Source organism: Bacillus sp. FJAT-45350, assembly GCF_002335805.1.
Taxonomy (GTDB): domain Bacteria; phylum Bacillota; class Bacilli; order Bacillales; family NISU01; genus FJAT-45350.
Genome location: NZ_NISU01000001.1, coordinates 1807885 through 1824195 on the forward strand (window position 1 = coordinate 1807885; position 16311 = coordinate 1824195).

Below are 16311 nucleotides of genomic sequence, written 5' to 3' on the forward strand. Positions count from 1 at the left end.
TAATGGTTAATGGTTATTTCAATTATGAGCTGAAAACTCAGCTATATTAATTAATCATTAACAATTACCAATTAGCAATTAATTAACCATTACCAATTAGCAATTATTAATGAATGAATATTCTCTCTCATATTATCGAACAATACAGTCAGGAATAATGTGGTGGTGAGTGAATTATGGATGAAAAAACATTAAAGTGGTGGCAATTATCCTTATTAGGTATTGCTTGTACAATTGGTACAGGTTTCTTCCTCGGGTCTGGGGTAGCTATAACGATGGCTGGTCCTTCTGTCATTTTTGCTTATATTATTGCTGCAATTGGTACATATATCGTATACGAAGCACTAGCAAAAATGACGGTAGCTGATCCTCAACAAGGCTCTTTTAGAACCTATGCCAAGCAAGCATATGGTCGATGGGCAGGCTTTACGAGTGGTTGGGTTTATTGGCTTTCTGAAATGTTAATTATGGGGAGTCAAATGACAGCATTAGCTATCTTTTCACGTTTTTGGTTTCCTGCGATACCATTGTGGGTGTTTGCCGCTGGTTATGCAGCTCTTGGGATTCTTGTCATTTTAGGTGGGTCTAAAGGCTTTGACCGTGTTGAGAATTTGCTAGCTGCGCTTAAATTTGCTGCAATTATTATGTTTATTATCTTAGCTGCGCTAGGATTATTTGGTCTATTTGGTAAACTAGGAACTGACCTAGCAATCCCACGCTCATATGAAGGCTTTTTTCCAAACGGGATTACAGGTTTCCTTCCTGCACTAATCTTTGGTTTTTACGGTTTTGCCGGTATTGAAATTATTGGACTTTTGGCCATGCGCTTAAAAAATATGGATGATGCACCTAAGTCGGGGAAAGTGATGCTTGCTTCACTAACCGTGATTTATGTGATGTCAATAGGACTAGCATTAACTTTAGTATCTTGGAAAAATTTCAAAACAGATGAAAGTCCATTTGTAACAGCCTTAAACCTATTTAACCTTCCATTTGTTCCAGATATATTTAATGGTGTTTTCATTATCGCGGGATTTTCTACTATGGTAGCTTCGTTATTTGCTGTCATAAGAATTCTTGTCACATTATCAGAGGACAAAGATGCACCGAAATTTTTATCGAAAAAGCTCAAAAACAAGATTGCACTGCCTGCCATACTCCTGACTGCAGGCGGTATGGGCGTTTCGATTATATTGGCTGTGTTAATTCCAGGTCGAATTTACGAATACATTACAACTGCAGCTGGACTTATGCTTCTATACAATTGGTTTTTTATCCTTGGCTCTTATAACCGATTATTTAAAGTCACAACTTTTGATAAAGTAAAACGAATTATTGGTTTTATTTTTATTTTATTGGCGGTATTTGGGACAGTGTTCCACCACATCAGTCGTCCAGGCTTCTTTGTAAGTATTTTATTCATATTCATCATTGGTCTAGTAACTTACATTATGACGAGAATATGGAAAAAGGGAACTGAAAAAAAAGACACAGGATCTTTATTTACCAAAATAAAGCAATAGCAGCTTGAATACCGAAATAGATACCAAAACCAATTAATGATAATCCAGAAACAACAGATATTCCTGTAAGCAGTCTATTTGTGAGATACTTACGTAGACTGCTTGCAAATCCAGCCATCGTTAAATCCCAAATTGTAATACCGATAAAAATTGCTGCACTGTACATTATGACTTGACTCGTCCCATATTTAGTCACCGTATTCGCTAGAATAGACCCAAAAATTCCTAACCAAAATAGAATTGTCAATGGATTAAATAAAGACATGAAAAAACCAGAAAAAAATGATTTTAGATGGGACTCTTTCCCCCTAGCTAATGTATCTTCCTTTGAAACTTGCGAGGCGCTAAATAGACTTTCAATACCTGTATAAACTAAAACGAAGAAACCAAATATCCATAGAAATGTCTGCATGAAAGGGATTTCAAGAAAATGTACAACCCCAACAAACACAAGTAGCATATATATTGCATCAGCTACAGTTGCCCCTAAGCCAACTAACCACGCATGGAAGAAACCATGCTTTATCCCTCTATCTAATTGAGCTGCATTAACAGGTCCGATTGGCGCAGCCAAAGACAAACCCAAAAAAATATAACTAAGAAATATCGCCATATGTTCTAGCCTCCAAAAGCAAAATTAAGACAGGACAAACCCACCGCTTGTACAGTCTATTCAGCTGATTTGGAATTTACTACTCAGATTTATATAACTTATTTCAAAGCAGAAGAATTGAAAAAGGATAGAGTTGCTTTACGAAGCCCCTTCTATCCCTGTGTATCTACTATTTTTCATTCTCCATCTCAAGTTCAACCTTTTTTCCACCTGCATTCAAATATGTGAGCACTTCTAAATCTGGTTTGATTTTCACTAAGCCCTGTATGTATGGCTTTACTAAGTCTTTAAAGTCTTCTAGTACACCGTCTTGTTCGACAAGTGCAAATACATAAAGCTTTTTCTCATCAATTAAAAAAGATAAATAGCCAATCGGTTCGTTTCTATCTGTAACTATATTAAGTAACTGAGCCTCTTCCTTAATAAACTCTGGGGAAAAATATATATCCACAAAAAACCCCTCCTATATTCAGTAATCATAGGAGTAGTATCCCTCAGTATTAAGTATCATATTACATTTATTGATAGTGTTTAATTATTTCTTGAAGCTTTAAAGCCAGTCCCATCTTCCCTTCCACTTTTAGGTTGCCTGTCATAAAACCCATTGTCGTATTAAAATCCCCTTTCAACAGTTTAGAAAAATTTTTATCCGAAAGAATTAACGTAACTTCTGAATCATTCGGAGTCCCTTCTACGACCTCTACTTTCCCATTTTCTAAGACAATTTGGAATTGACCGCTTTCCTTAAGATCAATTTGATAAGCTCGGGCTTTCTCTCCTTCAATATAAACTGGGTTTGCGTTAATTTTTTCCGAAAGTGTGATCATTTCTTCTTTTACTGACATTATATTATCCCCTTTTTTCGCGATATTTTCTAACTTTTTTAAATAGTAACACAACAATAAATGAATTGTCATTCATTATATTATTAAAACTACATGTCACTTGCTCATAACATGATTAATTTAGATGAATATAATATTTCAAGGTGTGTCTTAGAGGAGGTGGCTACCTTTGAGTAATATAGAAAAACGTCTAAGCGAACTTGAAACGAAGAATGAGCAACTTCGAAAATGTGTTAAAGCTCTTGAGAAAAATGCAGAAGAAAAAACTGATGAAAATGCTGTAAAGGTACTAGTTGACGAATATTTAAATGACAAAAATGTCCTTACTGAGAACCAAATAGATTCTATCATTGAAAAAATACTCACTGATAAAAAATATATGACAGAAACAGAAGTACACAATCTAACAAAGGAAACACACTTAACAATTCTAAGGTGGGTAATTGCAACCGTTTTAAGTGCCGGTGCAGTTACTTTTGGTTTCTTAAGAATATTTTTATAGCAAGAAGCCTACATTTAGCTTGCTAATAGTAATAAGAGGAGCTGCCACTTTTAAGCCAAATGACTATCTTCTTGTCATTTGGCGCGCAGCTTACATAGTCATTACTCACTTACGACTTTACTGACTTACACACTTGTTTAACTTTCCCTACTCTCAAAATGAGTTTCTGTAAACAAATTTCTCCCTCTATTTTCTTAGTTATAGATATTTCATATTTGCACATGATAAGACAAGATAGTTAATTATTGGAGGGCCTTTATGGTTACTTTTGGGACATTTCTTACCTTCTTTTCATTTACCTTTCTCGTCCTATACCTAGACACACAACTTTACGACGTATCCTTTGTACAAGCGCTACATTTGATGCTTGATGTACATATGAGTTTAGGAAGAGTCTACCTTTATGGGGCAGTTGCTATCGGAATTGGAGTAGCTTTCGTAGTTGACTACCGACGAAAAAAATCTCAAAGTCAATAAGTTGATCCGACCAATATTTTTGCTCGCTACAAAAAAGGAGGAGCAACGAGGTGAAACCTGTTTTAGTAGAAAAAATTAATTTATGGCAACTTTTCATACTCATTGTTCTGTTTGAATTAGGTTCAGTGTTAGTTGTTGGTGTAGCGTTTGAAGCGAAACAGGATGCTTGGATTGCCATTCTACTTGCAACCTTTATTGGAATTGGACTCATCCTTTTATATATTTTCATTTTATCTCTAGAGAAAGAAAAGAATTTATTTGAGATTATAGAGCTTACGATTGGTAGAATACCAGCTATAATCATCAGTTTCTCCTATGTACTTTATTTTCTATATATAGCATCGAGAGTATTACGAGATTTTATGGAACTAATAATCACTTTTATTTTTCCTAATACTCCAATTGAGGTATTGGCGCTTTCCTTTATGATTGTTGTGATCTATGTCATATATTTAGGGATTGAAGTATTTGCCCGAACAGTAGAAGCATTTCTACCTTATATCGTTATTTTCCTTATTCTATTTATCATTTTTTTATTTGCTTCTAATGAGATTGAATTCAATCATTTACAGCCTGTAATGGCTGAAGGGTTTCCACGAATTTTTGATGCTATTTTCCCTGGCTTAATTGGTTTTCCATTTGGAGAAACAATTGCCTTTACAGTAATCATGGCGCATGTAGCAAAATCAACAAAACTACCGAAAGTTGGCATCCTTGCGATGATTGCATCCGGGCTTAGTATTACCTTAATTACAATGATTGACCTTACAGTACTCGGGGTCGCAATGACAGAAAGAGCTAGCTTCTCTCTCGTGAATGTAGCAAGGGAGATATCTCTTTTTGACTTTATCGAAAGAATAGAAGCAGTAGTAATCTTTGCCATTTTGATTGGCGTCTTTATTAAAGTTGGCATATTCTTCTTTTGTGGTCTTAAAGGGTTAGAGTATATTTTTTCTATTCCTTACCGCCACTTTACAATTCCTATCGGTATGATTGTTACATTATTCTCCATTCTTATTGCTGCTAATTACGCTGAGCATATTGAAGAGGGAATACAATTTGTCCCACTCCATATGCATATGCCATTTCAATTAGGCTTTCCCGTTGTATTAGCAGCACTTATTTTTTGGACTAAAAAGAAAAAAGGGGGAAAGGTGAATGCTTAAAACACTTTATCTGAAACGAAAAATCAGAAATAAAATAGTACAAGCATCTCTCCCTTTTCCAAATAAAAAAGTTACGATTCACTCTAATATTGGTGAGATGAAAAAAAAGCTAGAGTCTACATTTGGAAAAACATATGATTTTATGATTGAACATATTGAGGTTGGTCATAAAATTGGAATTATTTGTTATTTAACATCAATGACTAATTCAAATACAATTGCTGAAAAATTAACTGTACCCTTAACTAATTCGATAAACAAAGAACATAACATACGCTCGGAGAAAGATTGGTACGATTTATTCCATACCGTATTCCCTGGAACGGACCATCAGATTATTGAATACGAGAATGAAGTCTATGAACAACTTCTAGATGGGAAAATCATACTTCTCTTAGATGGATTATCTAAAGCACTCTCGATTAAAGTCACAACCTCAAACTACCGTTCAATTGAAGAACCTAGTACTCAAACAATTATTCGTGGTCCAAAAGATGGCTTTGTTGAAGATATTGAAACAAATGTAAGTTTAATTAGGAGAAGAATAAAAAACCCTTCGTTACGCTTTGAACAATTTGTGATTGGCTCAGAAACACGAACCACAGTCTATATTAGTTATATGGAAGGAATCGTTAACCAAAGCATAGTAGAAGAAGTAAGAACAAGATTATCAGATATTAATACAAATGCCATCTTTGAATCTGCAAATATTGAAGATTTTATTACTGATAAGTCGTTAACACCCTTTCCGTTACTTTTTAATACTGAAAGACCTGATGCTATAAGCGCACATTTATTGTCAGGTAAAATTGCAATTATTGTTGATGGGACACCATTTACATTAACTGTACCCTGTGTTTTTACTGATTTTGTTACATCACCGGAAGATTACTACCAGCCCTTTATGATGGGAAGTCTCATACGCGCTGTTAGATATCTTGCTTTTTTTATAGCATTATTATTGCCAGCGGTTTATGTAGGAATTATTACGTACCATCACGAGATGATACCAACGGAACTCCTTATTAGTCTTGCTACTCAACGAGAAGGTATTCCCTTCCCTGCTGTTATTGAGGCATTACTGATGGAGGTCACATTTGAAATATTACGTGAAGCTGGAATCCGAATGCCACGAGCTGTTGGAGGAACGATTTCAATTGTAGGTGGTCTAGTTATCGGACAAGCTGCTGTAGATGCAGGGATTGTCTCTAACATTATGGTCATAGTCGTTGCATTAACAGCGATATCAAGCTTTGTCTCACCTGTCTATTCATTTGCTATTGCCACTAGACTATTACGGTTTATCTTTATTCTACTCTCTGCAGTATTAGGCTTATATGGGGTTTTGCTTGGACTTGTTCTCATGGTTGCTCATCTTGCTAGTCTACGTTCATTTGGAGTTCCTTACCTGGCACCAGTAGCACCAATGATTCCTCATGACCAGGAGGACGTATTAATTCGTCTTCCTGCTTGGATGATGAAGAAACGTCCAGAATTATTGAGAACAGAAAACAGCGAAAAACAATCTAACGCCGAATCGCCAACTCCTCCTCCAAACGGAGGTCGTTCCTGATGAAAAAGCCGTTCTTCATATTGATTTGTGTTACTTTGCTACTGTCAGTTGGATGCTGGGATCGTTATGAACTTAACGAAACCTCAATAGTAACAGGGATGGCTATCGATAAAGGTGAGAACTATAAGTACAAATTAACATTGGAAGTATTAAATATTACTGAGCTCGATAGAGAGGCAACAGTAAACCATAGTGCATCCGTTGTCTATAGTGAAGAAGGAGAAAGTATAGGTGAATTAATTAATAAGATGAACACAGGATATACAAGAAAGATGAACTTTTCACATATGCGAGCTGTTGTTATTAGTAAAGAAATAGCGAAGGAAGGTTTATTAGATTTCCTTGATTTTATGGAACGCTATCAAGAAATGAGAAATGACTTTAACTTTATCGTTGCCCAAAATACATCAGCTGAGGATGTTTTAAAAATTACGTACCATCTACAACGACTCTCTTCTTTTAAACTGAATACACAGCTACAAGCTATGGTTGAGGAATGGGGTGGTGATCCTGATATACGACTTAAGGATTTTATAAGGGCCTTACTTTCCTCAGGAAAAGAACCAGTATTAGCTGAAGTTAAGGTAGATGGTTCGATTGAGAAAGGTAAATCCATAAATAATATGGCAAAAACTGATCCAGATACAATGGTGCTTCTTGATGGACTTGCTATATTTGAAGGAGTTGAGTATAAAGGAGTTCTTCCATTAAAGGATGCTAGAACGTATTTAATTCTACGAGATAAACTAAACAAAACATCCTTCACATTCTCTTGTAATGAGAAAAACAAAATGTCAGCCGTACGTGTCTATAACTCTAAGACGAAAATTAATGCAAAATATAAAGATGGTGTTCCCTACTTCGATATCAAATTTGACTTTGACTCTCGATTAGAATCTAGTCAATGTGGTTCAGATTTTTCGAGTATTGAAACATACATTGAATATGAAAAAAGCTTAGCTAAAACCGTTAAAAAAGAGCTCAAAGAATCGATACAAAGAGTTCAAGAAGAGTTTGGAATAGATAGCTTTGGTCTAGGTACAGAAATGGAACGACAAGACTATCATAACTTTAAAAAAGTAGAAGACCATTGGAATGATGAATTTGCAAGAGCAATAATCAATATAGATGTCACAGCAAAAATACGTCGCACAGGTTTAATGACAAAATCCTTTTTACATGAATTAAAAAAATAGTAACCGTCCTCATTTGAGTGGCGGTTACTATTTAATTTACAATATCCAACTAGTAAATAGATACCGAAGAAATAATATATAGTATTTAATACATGAAGACTACTTTCCTTACATATAAATTTATAGGATGAATAGTTACGTCTGAACTATTTTCGTGGAAGGAGTAGTGTTATGCATCAAACTTATGAAATTAGTCCATGGGAGGAACATTCCTTCTGGTTGGAGATACTAGAGGATCATGCTTATTTTGTACAGGATCATCTTGCTGCTACTGAACAACAATATATAGATATTGCACAGCAATATATTCAAGCCTTTGGAATGTTATGTCAGCGACTTTCTCAAATTGACCGACACGCTTCCTATCAATCAAATGAGTTAATAGAATTTTCAAGAGAATCAAATAAAATCGTTTTTGGTTATTATCAATTTGAAGGTCAGATGCAAAGCCTCAGGGTACAAAACAAAATAAACCTAAATCTTTCACCTAGCTATTTAAATGGAACATTAAGTGAAAATCAAGAGTACTTACGCATCCTTAACTACTATTCAAATGGTCAAGACTTTCCTCCACTACCACTAGTGAACCTCTTAGATTTATGGCTAGAAGACCACTTAGGTCACGCAGTCCTACTGAGAAATGTTATTGATCCGGTTGAACTAAGCATTACTAATCAAACGGAACGTTTTATTACAATCTATCAGGGTTTTATCGTTCAAAATCAACAAATGAAAAGCTTATTACGCTTCTCTCCACCAGGTATACCAAGACAGCAACGTCTTTCTAGAGACATTGGTAAAACGACAATTGAAATGTATCATTTTGTTAATGAGGTCATTGGCATGTATAAGGAGACAGAGGTTTTATCAAGAACTACTCTCCGCTTCCTAGAGCACCACATTCCAGAAACATGCTACTTCATAAGGAAGCTAAGCTTGTTTGCTCCAGAGATACGACCACAAGCAATGGAGTGCCCACTTACTAAACCGTCCTTTTGTTAAAGTGCTAGGGGGGACTTTGATGAAAAGTTCCCCTATCTTACTAGATTTATATATGTTTGTAGATATAAAATTACTATACGCACTTTTCTTATTTCACACTTCCAAACCCCTTTAATTTCACATTAACTTGTACATCAATTTCAGCAGTAGGGTACACTTCTCTCCAGTTCAAATTCAGCCATTCCTGATAGCTTAGATTGTTCCGAACATACTGTCCTACACCTAAAGCATCTGTTCTGTTCGTTTGCATCTCTTCTATAAGTGTATTACTTATTGTCCTAATTTTTTTTGCTAGCTTATTCTCAATTTCTCGCTGTACATCGTCATTAGCTAAACTTAAATAACCTGTGTACTCTTCAATTGCATCCTGTACTTCCACCTCAATTTGAATTTTTGTTGGAGACAATGGTTTTATTTTCCGTTTTGATTCTAAAGTTGTAAAAGATATAAATAAATAATCTTCTTTCTCTTCCTGCTCTAATTCCATTTCAAATGTCAGGTCACCTCCTACATAATCACCATGGAGCATCTTAAAGATACGTGAATCTTTTGGATTTACTGTCATAGCCATTTGATCGTGTCTATATAAAGCAATTCCATCAATGATTATCTCACCTTCCCCCATTTTAATAATAGGAGTAATGGGATCAATTCCATCATCATAATAATCCCGAGTAAAATAGTGCAATGTTGTGTCTACAGTTGTATTAGTTTTTGCTTCCTTTTCTATCAGGTCGTATATATATCGGCTTGTCCTTGGATGCTTAGGGAAGTCTTCTAATAACAGCTCTTTCCCACTACCATTGATTGTAATAATTTTTACATTTAATCCAATTGCATTATCTCGCTTTAACGTATCCATCGTATCATGAATACCTTTCTCAGCTAGATTCATGCTAAATAAAGCTGTTCTTAATTGTCCACTGACTAATATCCGATCTGTCTTTCTTGATAATCTAGCTTTAGCCTCTTTACTCGTATGACCAATGGTTGTCAACACTTCTCTGTCTTCTTTTGCCGTAGGTGTAATCTGAGGAAGTGCCACTGTCATCACTAACACTCCCGCTTCCTCACTGTCCCTTTCTTCGTTTAGCTCATAGGCCACACTATGAATAAATCCCAATTCTTCAACAATTCTTTGTTCAGCACATCCTGTCACACAAATCACTATGATGAAAACAAAAAGACATTTAAGGAGATTTCCCATCTAGGCTTTCCCCCTTTTGTTTACGAGAGCTTCGAGCCAATAAATATAAAAGTAATAACGGCAATCCAGCAGCTATTACGATTTCTGGAATTGTAATGATGTTCACAATTTCATCTATCTCTCTTTTTATTTCCGGAACTAACGCGACCATAAATGTAACGACAACCAAGATAAAAAGTAACAAATTGTCCTTTGTTTTTTTAAAAAGTCGTTTTAAAATTTCTAGTGAAACCCAATAATAAAACACAATAGTAACTAAAATTTTTAATAAAAACACACTAAATACAATGCTTTCTATCCGTTCAATCATTGGTGTCTCCATGTACTTCAATATATTTAACGTAGGATACAGTAATTTATTTAATTGTTGAAAACTATAAAAACCAAATCCGGCAAAACTAACTGTCACATAAATAAACGTCGTAAATAAATGGCCAGTAATTATAGCTTTAGCAAATTTACCATCCTGTTGAACATACGGAATTAAAAAAAGGACAAGTTCAAAGCCTAGAAACGCAGCATACACCTCTAGTCCCTTATGTAGTAAATTCAGATTTCCCTGAAATAAAAAAGGTGTGAGCCTTACAAAACTAAATTCCGGTAGTATAAGGAATATTAAAAAGATTGTCCATATCGTCAAAAAGAAAACAACCAACGTTACTTTCGCAATATCATATACTCCCTTTGTCAATAAATAGAAAGTAGTTAGTAAGAAAATTGCTAATAAGAAATTAGGATTCACATCAGGAAACATAATCGTTTGTATTAGTAATACATAATTTTTCCCGACAAAAGCTGCAATGAGACCATACATGACTATCATGAAGACAAAAAAAGGGTACAAAATAAACTTCGGAAGACTCTCTTCTAATATTTGTAGAGGAGATTGTCCTCTTGCTTTTTTCTCTACAAGGATAATTAAGTAAATATTAACGAGGACAATTCCTGATACAATAAACAACCCTACCCAACCATTGGTCCCAAAGGCTTCTGCGACTAGACGGGGGAGTGAAAATAAGACGACCCCAGATTGAATTAGATAAACGATAACGGCTAGTTGGGTGAAGTGAATTTTTTCATGCATTGAAATCGTATCCTTTATTGTTTCATTTTTGTTCTAACTTCATTTTCCGTTCTCGTCTGCGTTGGTCTTTTCTTTACTAACCAATATGGTCCTCGAATAATCGTATCCGTTAAGCCTTTCCAATAAAATGGAGAAACAGGAAATAGATAAGGAGTCTTCAAGCTTGTTAGCGTCGTTACGTGAATGATTGTGAAGGCTAGACCAATCATAATTCCAAACAATCCAAGAAAACCAGCTAAGATTATTAAGCCGAATCTCACTATTCTAATCGCATTACTCATGTTATAACTTGGTAGAACAAATGATGCTATCGCTGATGTTGCGACTGCAATAATGAGGATGTTACTTGTCAGACCTGCATCCACAGCTGCTTGGCCGATAACTATTCCGCCAACAATCCCAATCGTTTGACCTACCTTTGTTGGTAGTCTCGCCCCCGCTTCACGGAGTAATTCTATCGTAAGCTCCATCAATAATGCTTCAAATACTGGTGGAAACGGAACCCTTGCTCTTGATTCTGCTAATGTTATTAATAAATCCTCTGGTAATACCTCATAGTGAAACGTAATAACCGCCACATATAATGCAGTTAAAGTGATTGTAATAGCAATCGCTATCCCTCTTAAAAAACGTAAGGCCGTACCGATTAACCAGCGTTGGTTGTAATCATCTGGCGATTGAACAAACTCAAAGAAGTTTGTTGGCGCCGTTATTACAATTGGACTACCGTCAAGTATGACTGCCATTTTTCCAGCTAGTAATTTGGAGCGAACAACGTCTGGTAGCTCCGTATTAAAGTACTGAGGGAAAAGTGAGTCTGGTTTCTCATCGATTAATTGAGCTAGCATATTTGTATCAAATACCGAATCCATCTCGATATTAGTAATTCTTGTCTTTAACTCTTCTACTAGAGAGTTATCTACAATTCCCTCAATATAAAGAACATAAGCAGCTATTTTTGTAACCTCACCAACAGGTATTTTTACAGTCTTTAATTTCGGACTTTTGATTCTTTTACGGATTAATGAAATATTCGCTGTCGCCTCTTCTACAAAAGCATCATGGGCACCAACGATGACCGTCTCTGTCTCACTTTGACTTACCGCCCTTGATTCAGGACTATATAAGTTGTAGTAGTATGCTTTATTTTGAAAGAATAGAATTACACTTCCATTAAGTGCTTCATCTGTTAGTTCTTTCATTGATTTTGCCTTGGTGATACTCTTTTTCTTAATCAGCTTGACTACATCCTCAGGTTTTTCTAATGTGGTAATAGGCTCTATAATCTCCATCTCTAATTTTTGTCGATCAATGATTGCAGAGAAATAGAGAACAGCTACTTCATTATTAAAGTACTGCTTATGCTCTAAGTCTGCACAATCACTAAATATATAGAGTAATTCACCTAGTGATGGTTCAACCTCGTCATAATTACTGGTCTCTGCTATTGATTCTTGATTCGTGTTTTGAACATTTTTTTGTATTTTTGATAATCGTTTAAAGGACATAGTAAAAACCCCTCATTTAGCTAAGCAGATACGTAATCTTACTTTTTACTAAAAGCAGGGGCAATATACTATTATTTCCATGAGGCTTCACTCATGCTTGGTTCAGATTCTTCAAATACAAGTTTACTAAACCATAAAGCAAATCCTATGTTTATAAAATAAATGACTGGTTTGTATTTGTATCCCTTTTAAAGCGAGACAACTATATAGTCAAATAAATACGCAAACCCTATATTAGAGAGTAGTAAAATGAATAAATTCTTCCTATCCTTGTTTTTGGAGAAGCTATAAATGAGTAAAACAGTATGAATGATGATTAACAAAATAAAAGGATACTTATTAAATTCCCTCTTACGCTTATGCATAATCATGGCCCTTCATTTGTGCTCCAATTACATTTTCGGTAAACTCTTTACCTTTATGAACTTTTAAAATACTTTGTCCATATTCTAAAAAATCCGAAATTTCTTCTTCTGATAGATGGTCTACCGCACAAGGAAATTCCTTCATTTCACTCACTAAATTCACTATCTCCAGTAATACCTCTTCTCCTTTAGTTAAAAGAGAGACATATTTAAATCTAGGCTTGTCTTTATCAACTGTTATTGTGATCAGCTCTTTTTCCAGTAATGGTTTGAGCAATCTCGTAACAGTAGAATTATGCCAGCATCCAAGTTGACTAATCTCAGTTGGGGTTAGCTCACCTTCACTCGTAGATAGTAAAAATAAAATATGCTGCTGTGCTGGTGTAATATTAAATTGTTTCCCTACCTTCTCCCATTTTTCCTCCATACAAAAATACAACGCTCGAATCATTAATAATAACTGCTGCCTTAACATTAGCCTCATAACTTTCTCCACCCACTTGTATTTACAATTGTACTTACAATTAAAATGTTGTCCGTCAAATAAAATATTATTCATTTCATAATAATTTGCCATAAATTGCGAAATGATATAAAAGATTTGTACACAAAACCAAAAGAAGGAGTTAGAAATGGCGACTTTATTTGATACTTATTTAGGATTTTTACCAAGACACTCAGTACTTTGGGTTTCACTAGGAACTGCTCTTTTTGTTCTAGTCATGCAAATTATCATGCAAAAGCTTAACAAAATTCTTGAATTACCATACATGAAGCAAAAGAACCAAACTGAACGAAGAAAACTAATGAAGGAAAAACAAAAAGCGGAAAGCTCAAATTCTTAATTACATTAGATAGAGTGAAGTATTTAGAGGGGGACTGAAGATGAATCAACCAGATCAGTATCAAATAACCCCGTTAGAAATGGCAGTTGTATTAATGTCGATGATTACCGGCGTTGGGATTTTAACAATTCCACGTAGCTTAACATCTGCTTTAGAAACCCCCGATGGATGGATTTCTATTATTATAGCCGGTATCATCTTCATGTTTATAGTTTATCTCTTTGTTAAATTGCAGCAACAGATACCCGGTCAAACTGTTTTTACCTATCTAGAACAGGGAAAAATCGGAAAATGGTTTGCTTTTATTCTTACACTCGGATTTGCTATTTATTTTATATCGTTATTAGCATTTGAAGCGAGAATTTTAGCACTTGTTGCAAAAATGTATTTACTAGATCAAACTCCTTCAGAAGCATTGGTTGCAATTATTTTATTAACAACTACTTACGCCGTAACAAAAGGCGTTCAAGGAGTTGTTCATCTCTGCCTGATGTTTACACCAATTATCTTATTACTTGGATTTGTCATGTTACTTGCAAACCTACCGAATGTAGAATTCGAGCGTATGCTACCGATAATGGGTGAAGGTATCACACCTGTTTTGTTAGGATTGTCGGAGATATCATTATCCTTTTTAGGTGTTGAACTCTTACTATTCTTGATGGTCTATATGAACAAATCCAAGGTTCGTGCATTACCATTTAACCTTTCTATTGGACTTATTACAATTAGTTACGTATTGACATTTATGGTTGTTGTTTCAATTTTTGGAGTGAATGGTTCACAAATCGTTACCTTCCCGACTGTTGAAGCCGTAAAGGAAGTGGAAGTACCTGGAGCCTTCTTTGAACGCTTGGAATCATTAATGATTACCATCTGGATAATGACTATCTTTAATACGATGACTGTTGCGCAGCTTTTACTAGTTCACCTACTAAAAGATAAGCTCATGACTAAGAAAAAAAAACTAGTATTACCTGTTGTTGTGTTCCTTACATATCTCATTGCATTTATCCCTAATTCTATTGCCGACCTATTTATGATGGGTGATTGGCTCGGTTACTTGGGGGTTGGGTTAATCTTTTTTAGTCTTGTTGTTGGCTTTTTAACTATATTTTTTAGAAAGAAAAAAATAGTCACTCAAGACGCAAAGGGGGTGTAGGATGAAAAAGACAATAATTTTTACACTATTAATCGTTCTTACCAGTTCTTTTCTTATCAGTTGTTGGGACATGACTGAAATAGAAGAAATTGGGTTTGTGATGGCTATTGCACTTGACCCTACACCAAATGAAGAAAAAAAACTAAAAGAAATAGAAAATGAAACGGGAAAGACCATAGGACGAAAGGGTGAGCATGACCAATTATTTAATGTCAGCTTCGATATAGCGATACCTAGTAGAATTGAGGCCCAAGAAGGAGGTAGAACCGGCCGTGCTTTTTTCACTAAAACAACATCAGCATTGACGAACTTTAAAGCGGTAAGACAACTTAGTACAAGAAGTAGTAGAAGACTGAACTTTGAGCACCTTAAGGCAATCATCATTAATGAAGAACTAGTTAAGGGAAAACCAATGCTTGAACACTTAGGTGATTTATATATACGTGACCATGAAATGAGACGACGAACCTTTATGTATATTACAAATAAAGAAGCACGAGATGTAATAGACAATAAGCTTCCCCTTGAGGAATTAATCGCTGAATCCATCGTCAGTATTAATGAGAATCACCGTGCTGCTTCCTCCATGATTCCTCCTACTACAATTGGTGACGTAGCAATAAATATCACAGGGAATAACAGCTTTTTAATTCCTCGTATTATCCCTTATGAGGGAGAATTGAAAATTACTGGTGGAGCTGTTTTCCTTGGAAAAGAGAATATTATGCTCGGATGGCTAGGGGAAGAGGATATTAGTGGATATAACTGGGTTATAGGAGAAGCAGGAAATTCAATTATAGAAGTCCAGTACGATGAAGATGAAGCAGAATTATTTGTATTTGAAACAATTACCGCATCATCTACGGTAAATTACGTACGGGATAACGGCAAAGATATATTCAATGTTCTAATACGGGCTGAGGGATCACTAGCTGAAAGCTGGTTACATGATGTTGAATTTAGCGATGAAGAAGTAATAAAGGAATTAGAAGAAAAAATAGAAAAAGCAATTGAGAGAAAAGCTATTCGTATATTAGATAAAATGCAAAACGAATTTCAATCAGATATTTTCGGATTTCATAAGAAAGTAAAACAAAAACAATACCCCTATTGGAAAACGGTACAAGATAATTGGGACGGTGAAAATAGTGTTTTCCAAGAAGCTGAAATCAATGTGAAAACTTCGGTCAAAATTCGACATTACATGCTCAATGAAGTGCTTGAATAATTTTGCTTTGGAGGT

The 16311-nt window shown here is 35.1% G+C and carries 17 protein-coding genes; 10 read left to right on the forward strand and 7 right to left on the reverse strand.

Annotated elements, in window-relative coordinates:
* The first annotated feature begins 176 nt into the window (after nucleotides 1-176).
* Entirely contained in the window at nucleotides 177-1523 is a 1347-nt protein-coding gene (locus CD003_RS09095) for an amino acid permease (protein WP_096200809.1), read from the forward strand.
* Here the strand turns inward: CD003_RS09095 and CD003_RS09100 are convergent.
* From CD003_RS09100 to CD003_RS09110, 3 genes are all read right to left on the reverse strand, one after another.
* On the reverse strand, nucleotides 1504-2136 hold the full coding sequence (locus CD003_RS09100; protein ID WP_096200810.1) for a LysE family transporter: 633 nt from the start codon (nucleotides 2134-2136) through the stop codon (nucleotides 1504-1506). The two genes, CD003_RS09095 and CD003_RS09100, sit on opposite strands and share 20 nt — an antisense overlap.
* Nucleotides 2137-2305: 169 nt before the next feature.
* Nucleotides 2306-2587, reverse strand: a complete 282-nt coding sequence (locus CD003_RS09105; protein ID WP_096200811.1) for a hypothetical protein — start codon at nucleotides 2585-2587, stop codon at nucleotides 2306-2308.
* Nucleotides 2588-2654: 67 nt separating this feature from the next.
* Entirely contained in the window at nucleotides 2655-2981 is a 327-nt protein-coding gene (locus CD003_RS09110) for an SCP2 sterol-binding domain-containing protein (protein ID WP_096200812.1), read from the reverse strand.
* A gap of 169 nt (nucleotides 2982-3150) precedes the next feature.
* Here CD003_RS09110 and CD003_RS09115 point away from each other — a divergent pair, with 169 nt between their 5' ends.
* The 6 genes from CD003_RS09115 to CD003_RS09140 all read left to right on the forward strand — a co-directional run bounded on the left by CD003_RS09115 (nucleotide 3151) and on the right by CD003_RS09140 (nucleotide 8897).
* Nucleotides 3151-3483 carry a hypothetical protein gene (locus tag CD003_RS09115; protein WP_096200813.1) on the forward strand — a complete coding sequence of 111 codons (333 nt, stop codon included), beginning with the start codon at nucleotides 3151-3153 and terminating at the stop codon, nucleotides 3481-3483.
* A 258-nt stretch (nucleotides 3484-3741) separates the two neighbouring features.
* A complete protein-coding gene (locus tag CD003_RS09120) occupies nucleotides 3742-3960 on the forward strand; it encodes a hypothetical protein (RefSeq protein WP_096200814.1) in 219 nt (72 codons plus the stop codon).
* Between the two features lie 50 nt (nucleotides 3961-4010).
* Nucleotides 4011-5126, forward strand: a complete 1116-nt coding sequence (locus CD003_RS09125) for a GerAB/ArcD/ProY family transporter (RefSeq protein WP_096200815.1) — start codon at nucleotides 4011-4013, stop codon at nucleotides 5124-5126.
* The gene (locus tag CD003_RS09130) at nucleotides 5119-6699 is read left to right on the forward strand and encodes a spore germination protein (protein ID WP_096200816.1); all 1581 of its coding nucleotides are present in this window, start codon (nucleotides 5119-5121) and stop codon (nucleotides 6697-6699) included. Before CD003_RS09125 ends, CD003_RS09130 begins: the two co-directional genes overlap by 8 nt.
* On the forward strand, nucleotides 6699-7895 hold the full coding sequence (locus CD003_RS09135; RefSeq protein WP_096200817.1) for a Ger(x)C family spore germination protein: 1197 nt from the start codon (nucleotides 6699-6701) through the stop codon (nucleotides 7893-7895). The genes CD003_RS09130 and CD003_RS09135 overlap by 1 nt, the downstream gene beginning before the upstream one ends.
* A 171-nt stretch (nucleotides 7896-8066) precedes the next feature.
* Nucleotides 8067-8897, forward strand: coding sequence for a DUF2935 domain-containing protein (locus CD003_RS09140; protein WP_096200818.1), 831 nt, complete (start codon nucleotides 8067-8069; stop codon nucleotides 8895-8897).
* An 88-nt stretch (nucleotides 8898-8985) separates the two neighbouring features.
* Here CD003_RS09140 and CD003_RS09145 read toward each other — a convergent pair whose 3' ends face one another.
* From CD003_RS09145 to CD003_RS09160, 4 genes are all read right to left on the reverse strand, one after another.
* The gene (locus CD003_RS09145; RefSeq protein ID WP_096200819.1) at nucleotides 8986-10104 is read right to left on the reverse strand and encodes a Ger(x)C family spore germination protein; all 1119 of its coding nucleotides are present in this window, start codon (nucleotides 10102-10104) and stop codon (nucleotides 8986-8988) included.
* On the reverse strand, nucleotides 10088-11188 hold the full coding sequence (locus tag CD003_RS09150; protein WP_096200820.1) for a GerAB/ArcD/ProY family transporter: 1101 nt from the start codon (nucleotides 11186-11188) through the stop codon (nucleotides 10088-10090). The genes CD003_RS09145 and CD003_RS09150 overlap by 17 nt, the downstream gene beginning before the upstream one ends.
* 14 nt (nucleotides 11189-11202) lie before the next feature.
* On the reverse strand, nucleotides 11203-12696 hold the full coding sequence (locus tag CD003_RS09155) for a spore germination protein (RefSeq protein WP_096200821.1): 1494 nt from the start codon (nucleotides 12694-12696) through the stop codon (nucleotides 11203-11205).
* A 357-nt stretch (nucleotides 12697-13053) separates the two neighbouring features.
* Entirely contained in the window at nucleotides 13054-13545 is a 492-nt protein-coding gene (locus CD003_RS09160) for a MarR family winged helix-turn-helix transcriptional regulator (RefSeq protein WP_096200822.1), read from the reverse strand.
* A 148-nt stretch (nucleotides 13546-13693) separates the two neighbouring features.
* Between CD003_RS09160 and CD003_RS09165 the strand changes: the two genes are divergently transcribed.
* Genes CD003_RS09165 through CD003_RS09175 form a run of 3 tightly spaced genes read left to right on the forward strand, consistent with a single transcriptional unit; the run spans nucleotide 13694 to nucleotide 16296 of the window.
* Nucleotides 13694-13906: a hypothetical protein gene (locus CD003_RS09165; protein WP_096200823.1), complete on the forward strand. Its 213-nt coding sequence runs from the start codon at nucleotides 13694-13696 to the stop codon at nucleotides 13904-13906.
* Between the two features lie 40 nt (nucleotides 13907-13946).
* Nucleotides 13947-15068 (forward strand): GerAB/ArcD/ProY family transporter, encoded by a 1122-nt coding sequence (locus CD003_RS09170; RefSeq protein ID WP_096200824.1) that lies wholly within the window; start codon nucleotides 13947-13949, stop codon nucleotides 15066-15068.
* A gap of 1 nt (nucleotide 15069) precedes the next feature.
* On the forward strand, nucleotides 15070-16296 hold the full coding sequence (locus CD003_RS09175) for a Ger(x)C family spore germination protein (RefSeq protein WP_096200825.1): 1227 nt from the start codon (nucleotides 15070-15072) through the stop codon (nucleotides 16294-16296).
* Nucleotides 16297-16311 lie beyond the last annotated feature (15 nt).

Coding starts and splice junctions, on each gene's coding strand:
- CD003_RS09095 (WP_096200809.1), top strand. CDS start 177: ATGGATGAAAAAACATTAAAGTGGTGGCAATTATCCTTATTAGGTATT.
- CD003_RS09100 (WP_096200810.1), bottom strand. CDS start 2,136: ATGGCGATATTTCTTAGTTATATTTTTTTGGGTTTGTCTTTGGCTGCG.
- CD003_RS09110 (WP_096200812.1), bottom strand. CDS start 2,981: ATGTCAGTAAAAGAAGAAATGATCACACTTTCGGAAAAAATTAACGCA.
- CD003_RS09120 (WP_096200814.1), top strand. CDS start 3,742: ATGGTTACTTTTGGGACATTTCTTACCTTCTTTTCATTTACCTTTCTC.
- CD003_RS09130 (WP_096200816.1), top strand. CDS start 5,119: ATGCTTAAAACACTTTATCTGAAACGAAAAATCAGAAATAAAATAGTA.
- CD003_RS09135 (WP_096200817.1), top strand. CDS start 6,699: ATGAAAAAGCCGTTCTTCATATTGATTTGTGTTACTTTGCTACTGTCA.
- CD003_RS09140 (WP_096200818.1), top strand. CDS start 8,067: ATGCATCAAACTTATGAAATTAGTCCATGGGAGGAACATTCCTTCTGG.
- CD003_RS09145 (WP_096200819.1), bottom strand. CDS start 10,104: ATGGGAAATCTCCTTAAATGTCTTTTTGTTTTCATCATAGTGATTTGT.
- CD003_RS09150 (WP_096200820.1), bottom strand. CDS start 11,188: ATGCATGAAAAAATTCACTTCACCCAACTAGCCGTTATCGTTTATCTA.
- CD003_RS09155 (WP_096200821.1), bottom strand. CDS start 12,696: ATGTCCTTTAAACGATTATCAAAAATACAAAAAAATGTTCAAAACACG.
- CD003_RS09160 (WP_096200822.1), bottom strand. CDS start 13,545: ATGAGGCTAATGTTAAGGCAGCAGTTATTATTAATGATTCGAGCGTTG.
- CD003_RS09165 (WP_096200823.1), top strand. CDS start 13,694: ATGGCGACTTTATTTGATACTTATTTAGGATTTTTACCAAGACACTCA.
- CD003_RS09170 (WP_096200824.1), top strand. CDS start 13,947: ATGAATCAACCAGATCAGTATCAAATAACCCCGTTAGAAATGGCAGTT.
- CD003_RS09175 (WP_096200825.1), top strand. CDS start 15,070: ATGAAAAAGACAATAATTTTTACACTATTAATCGTTCTTACCAGTTCT.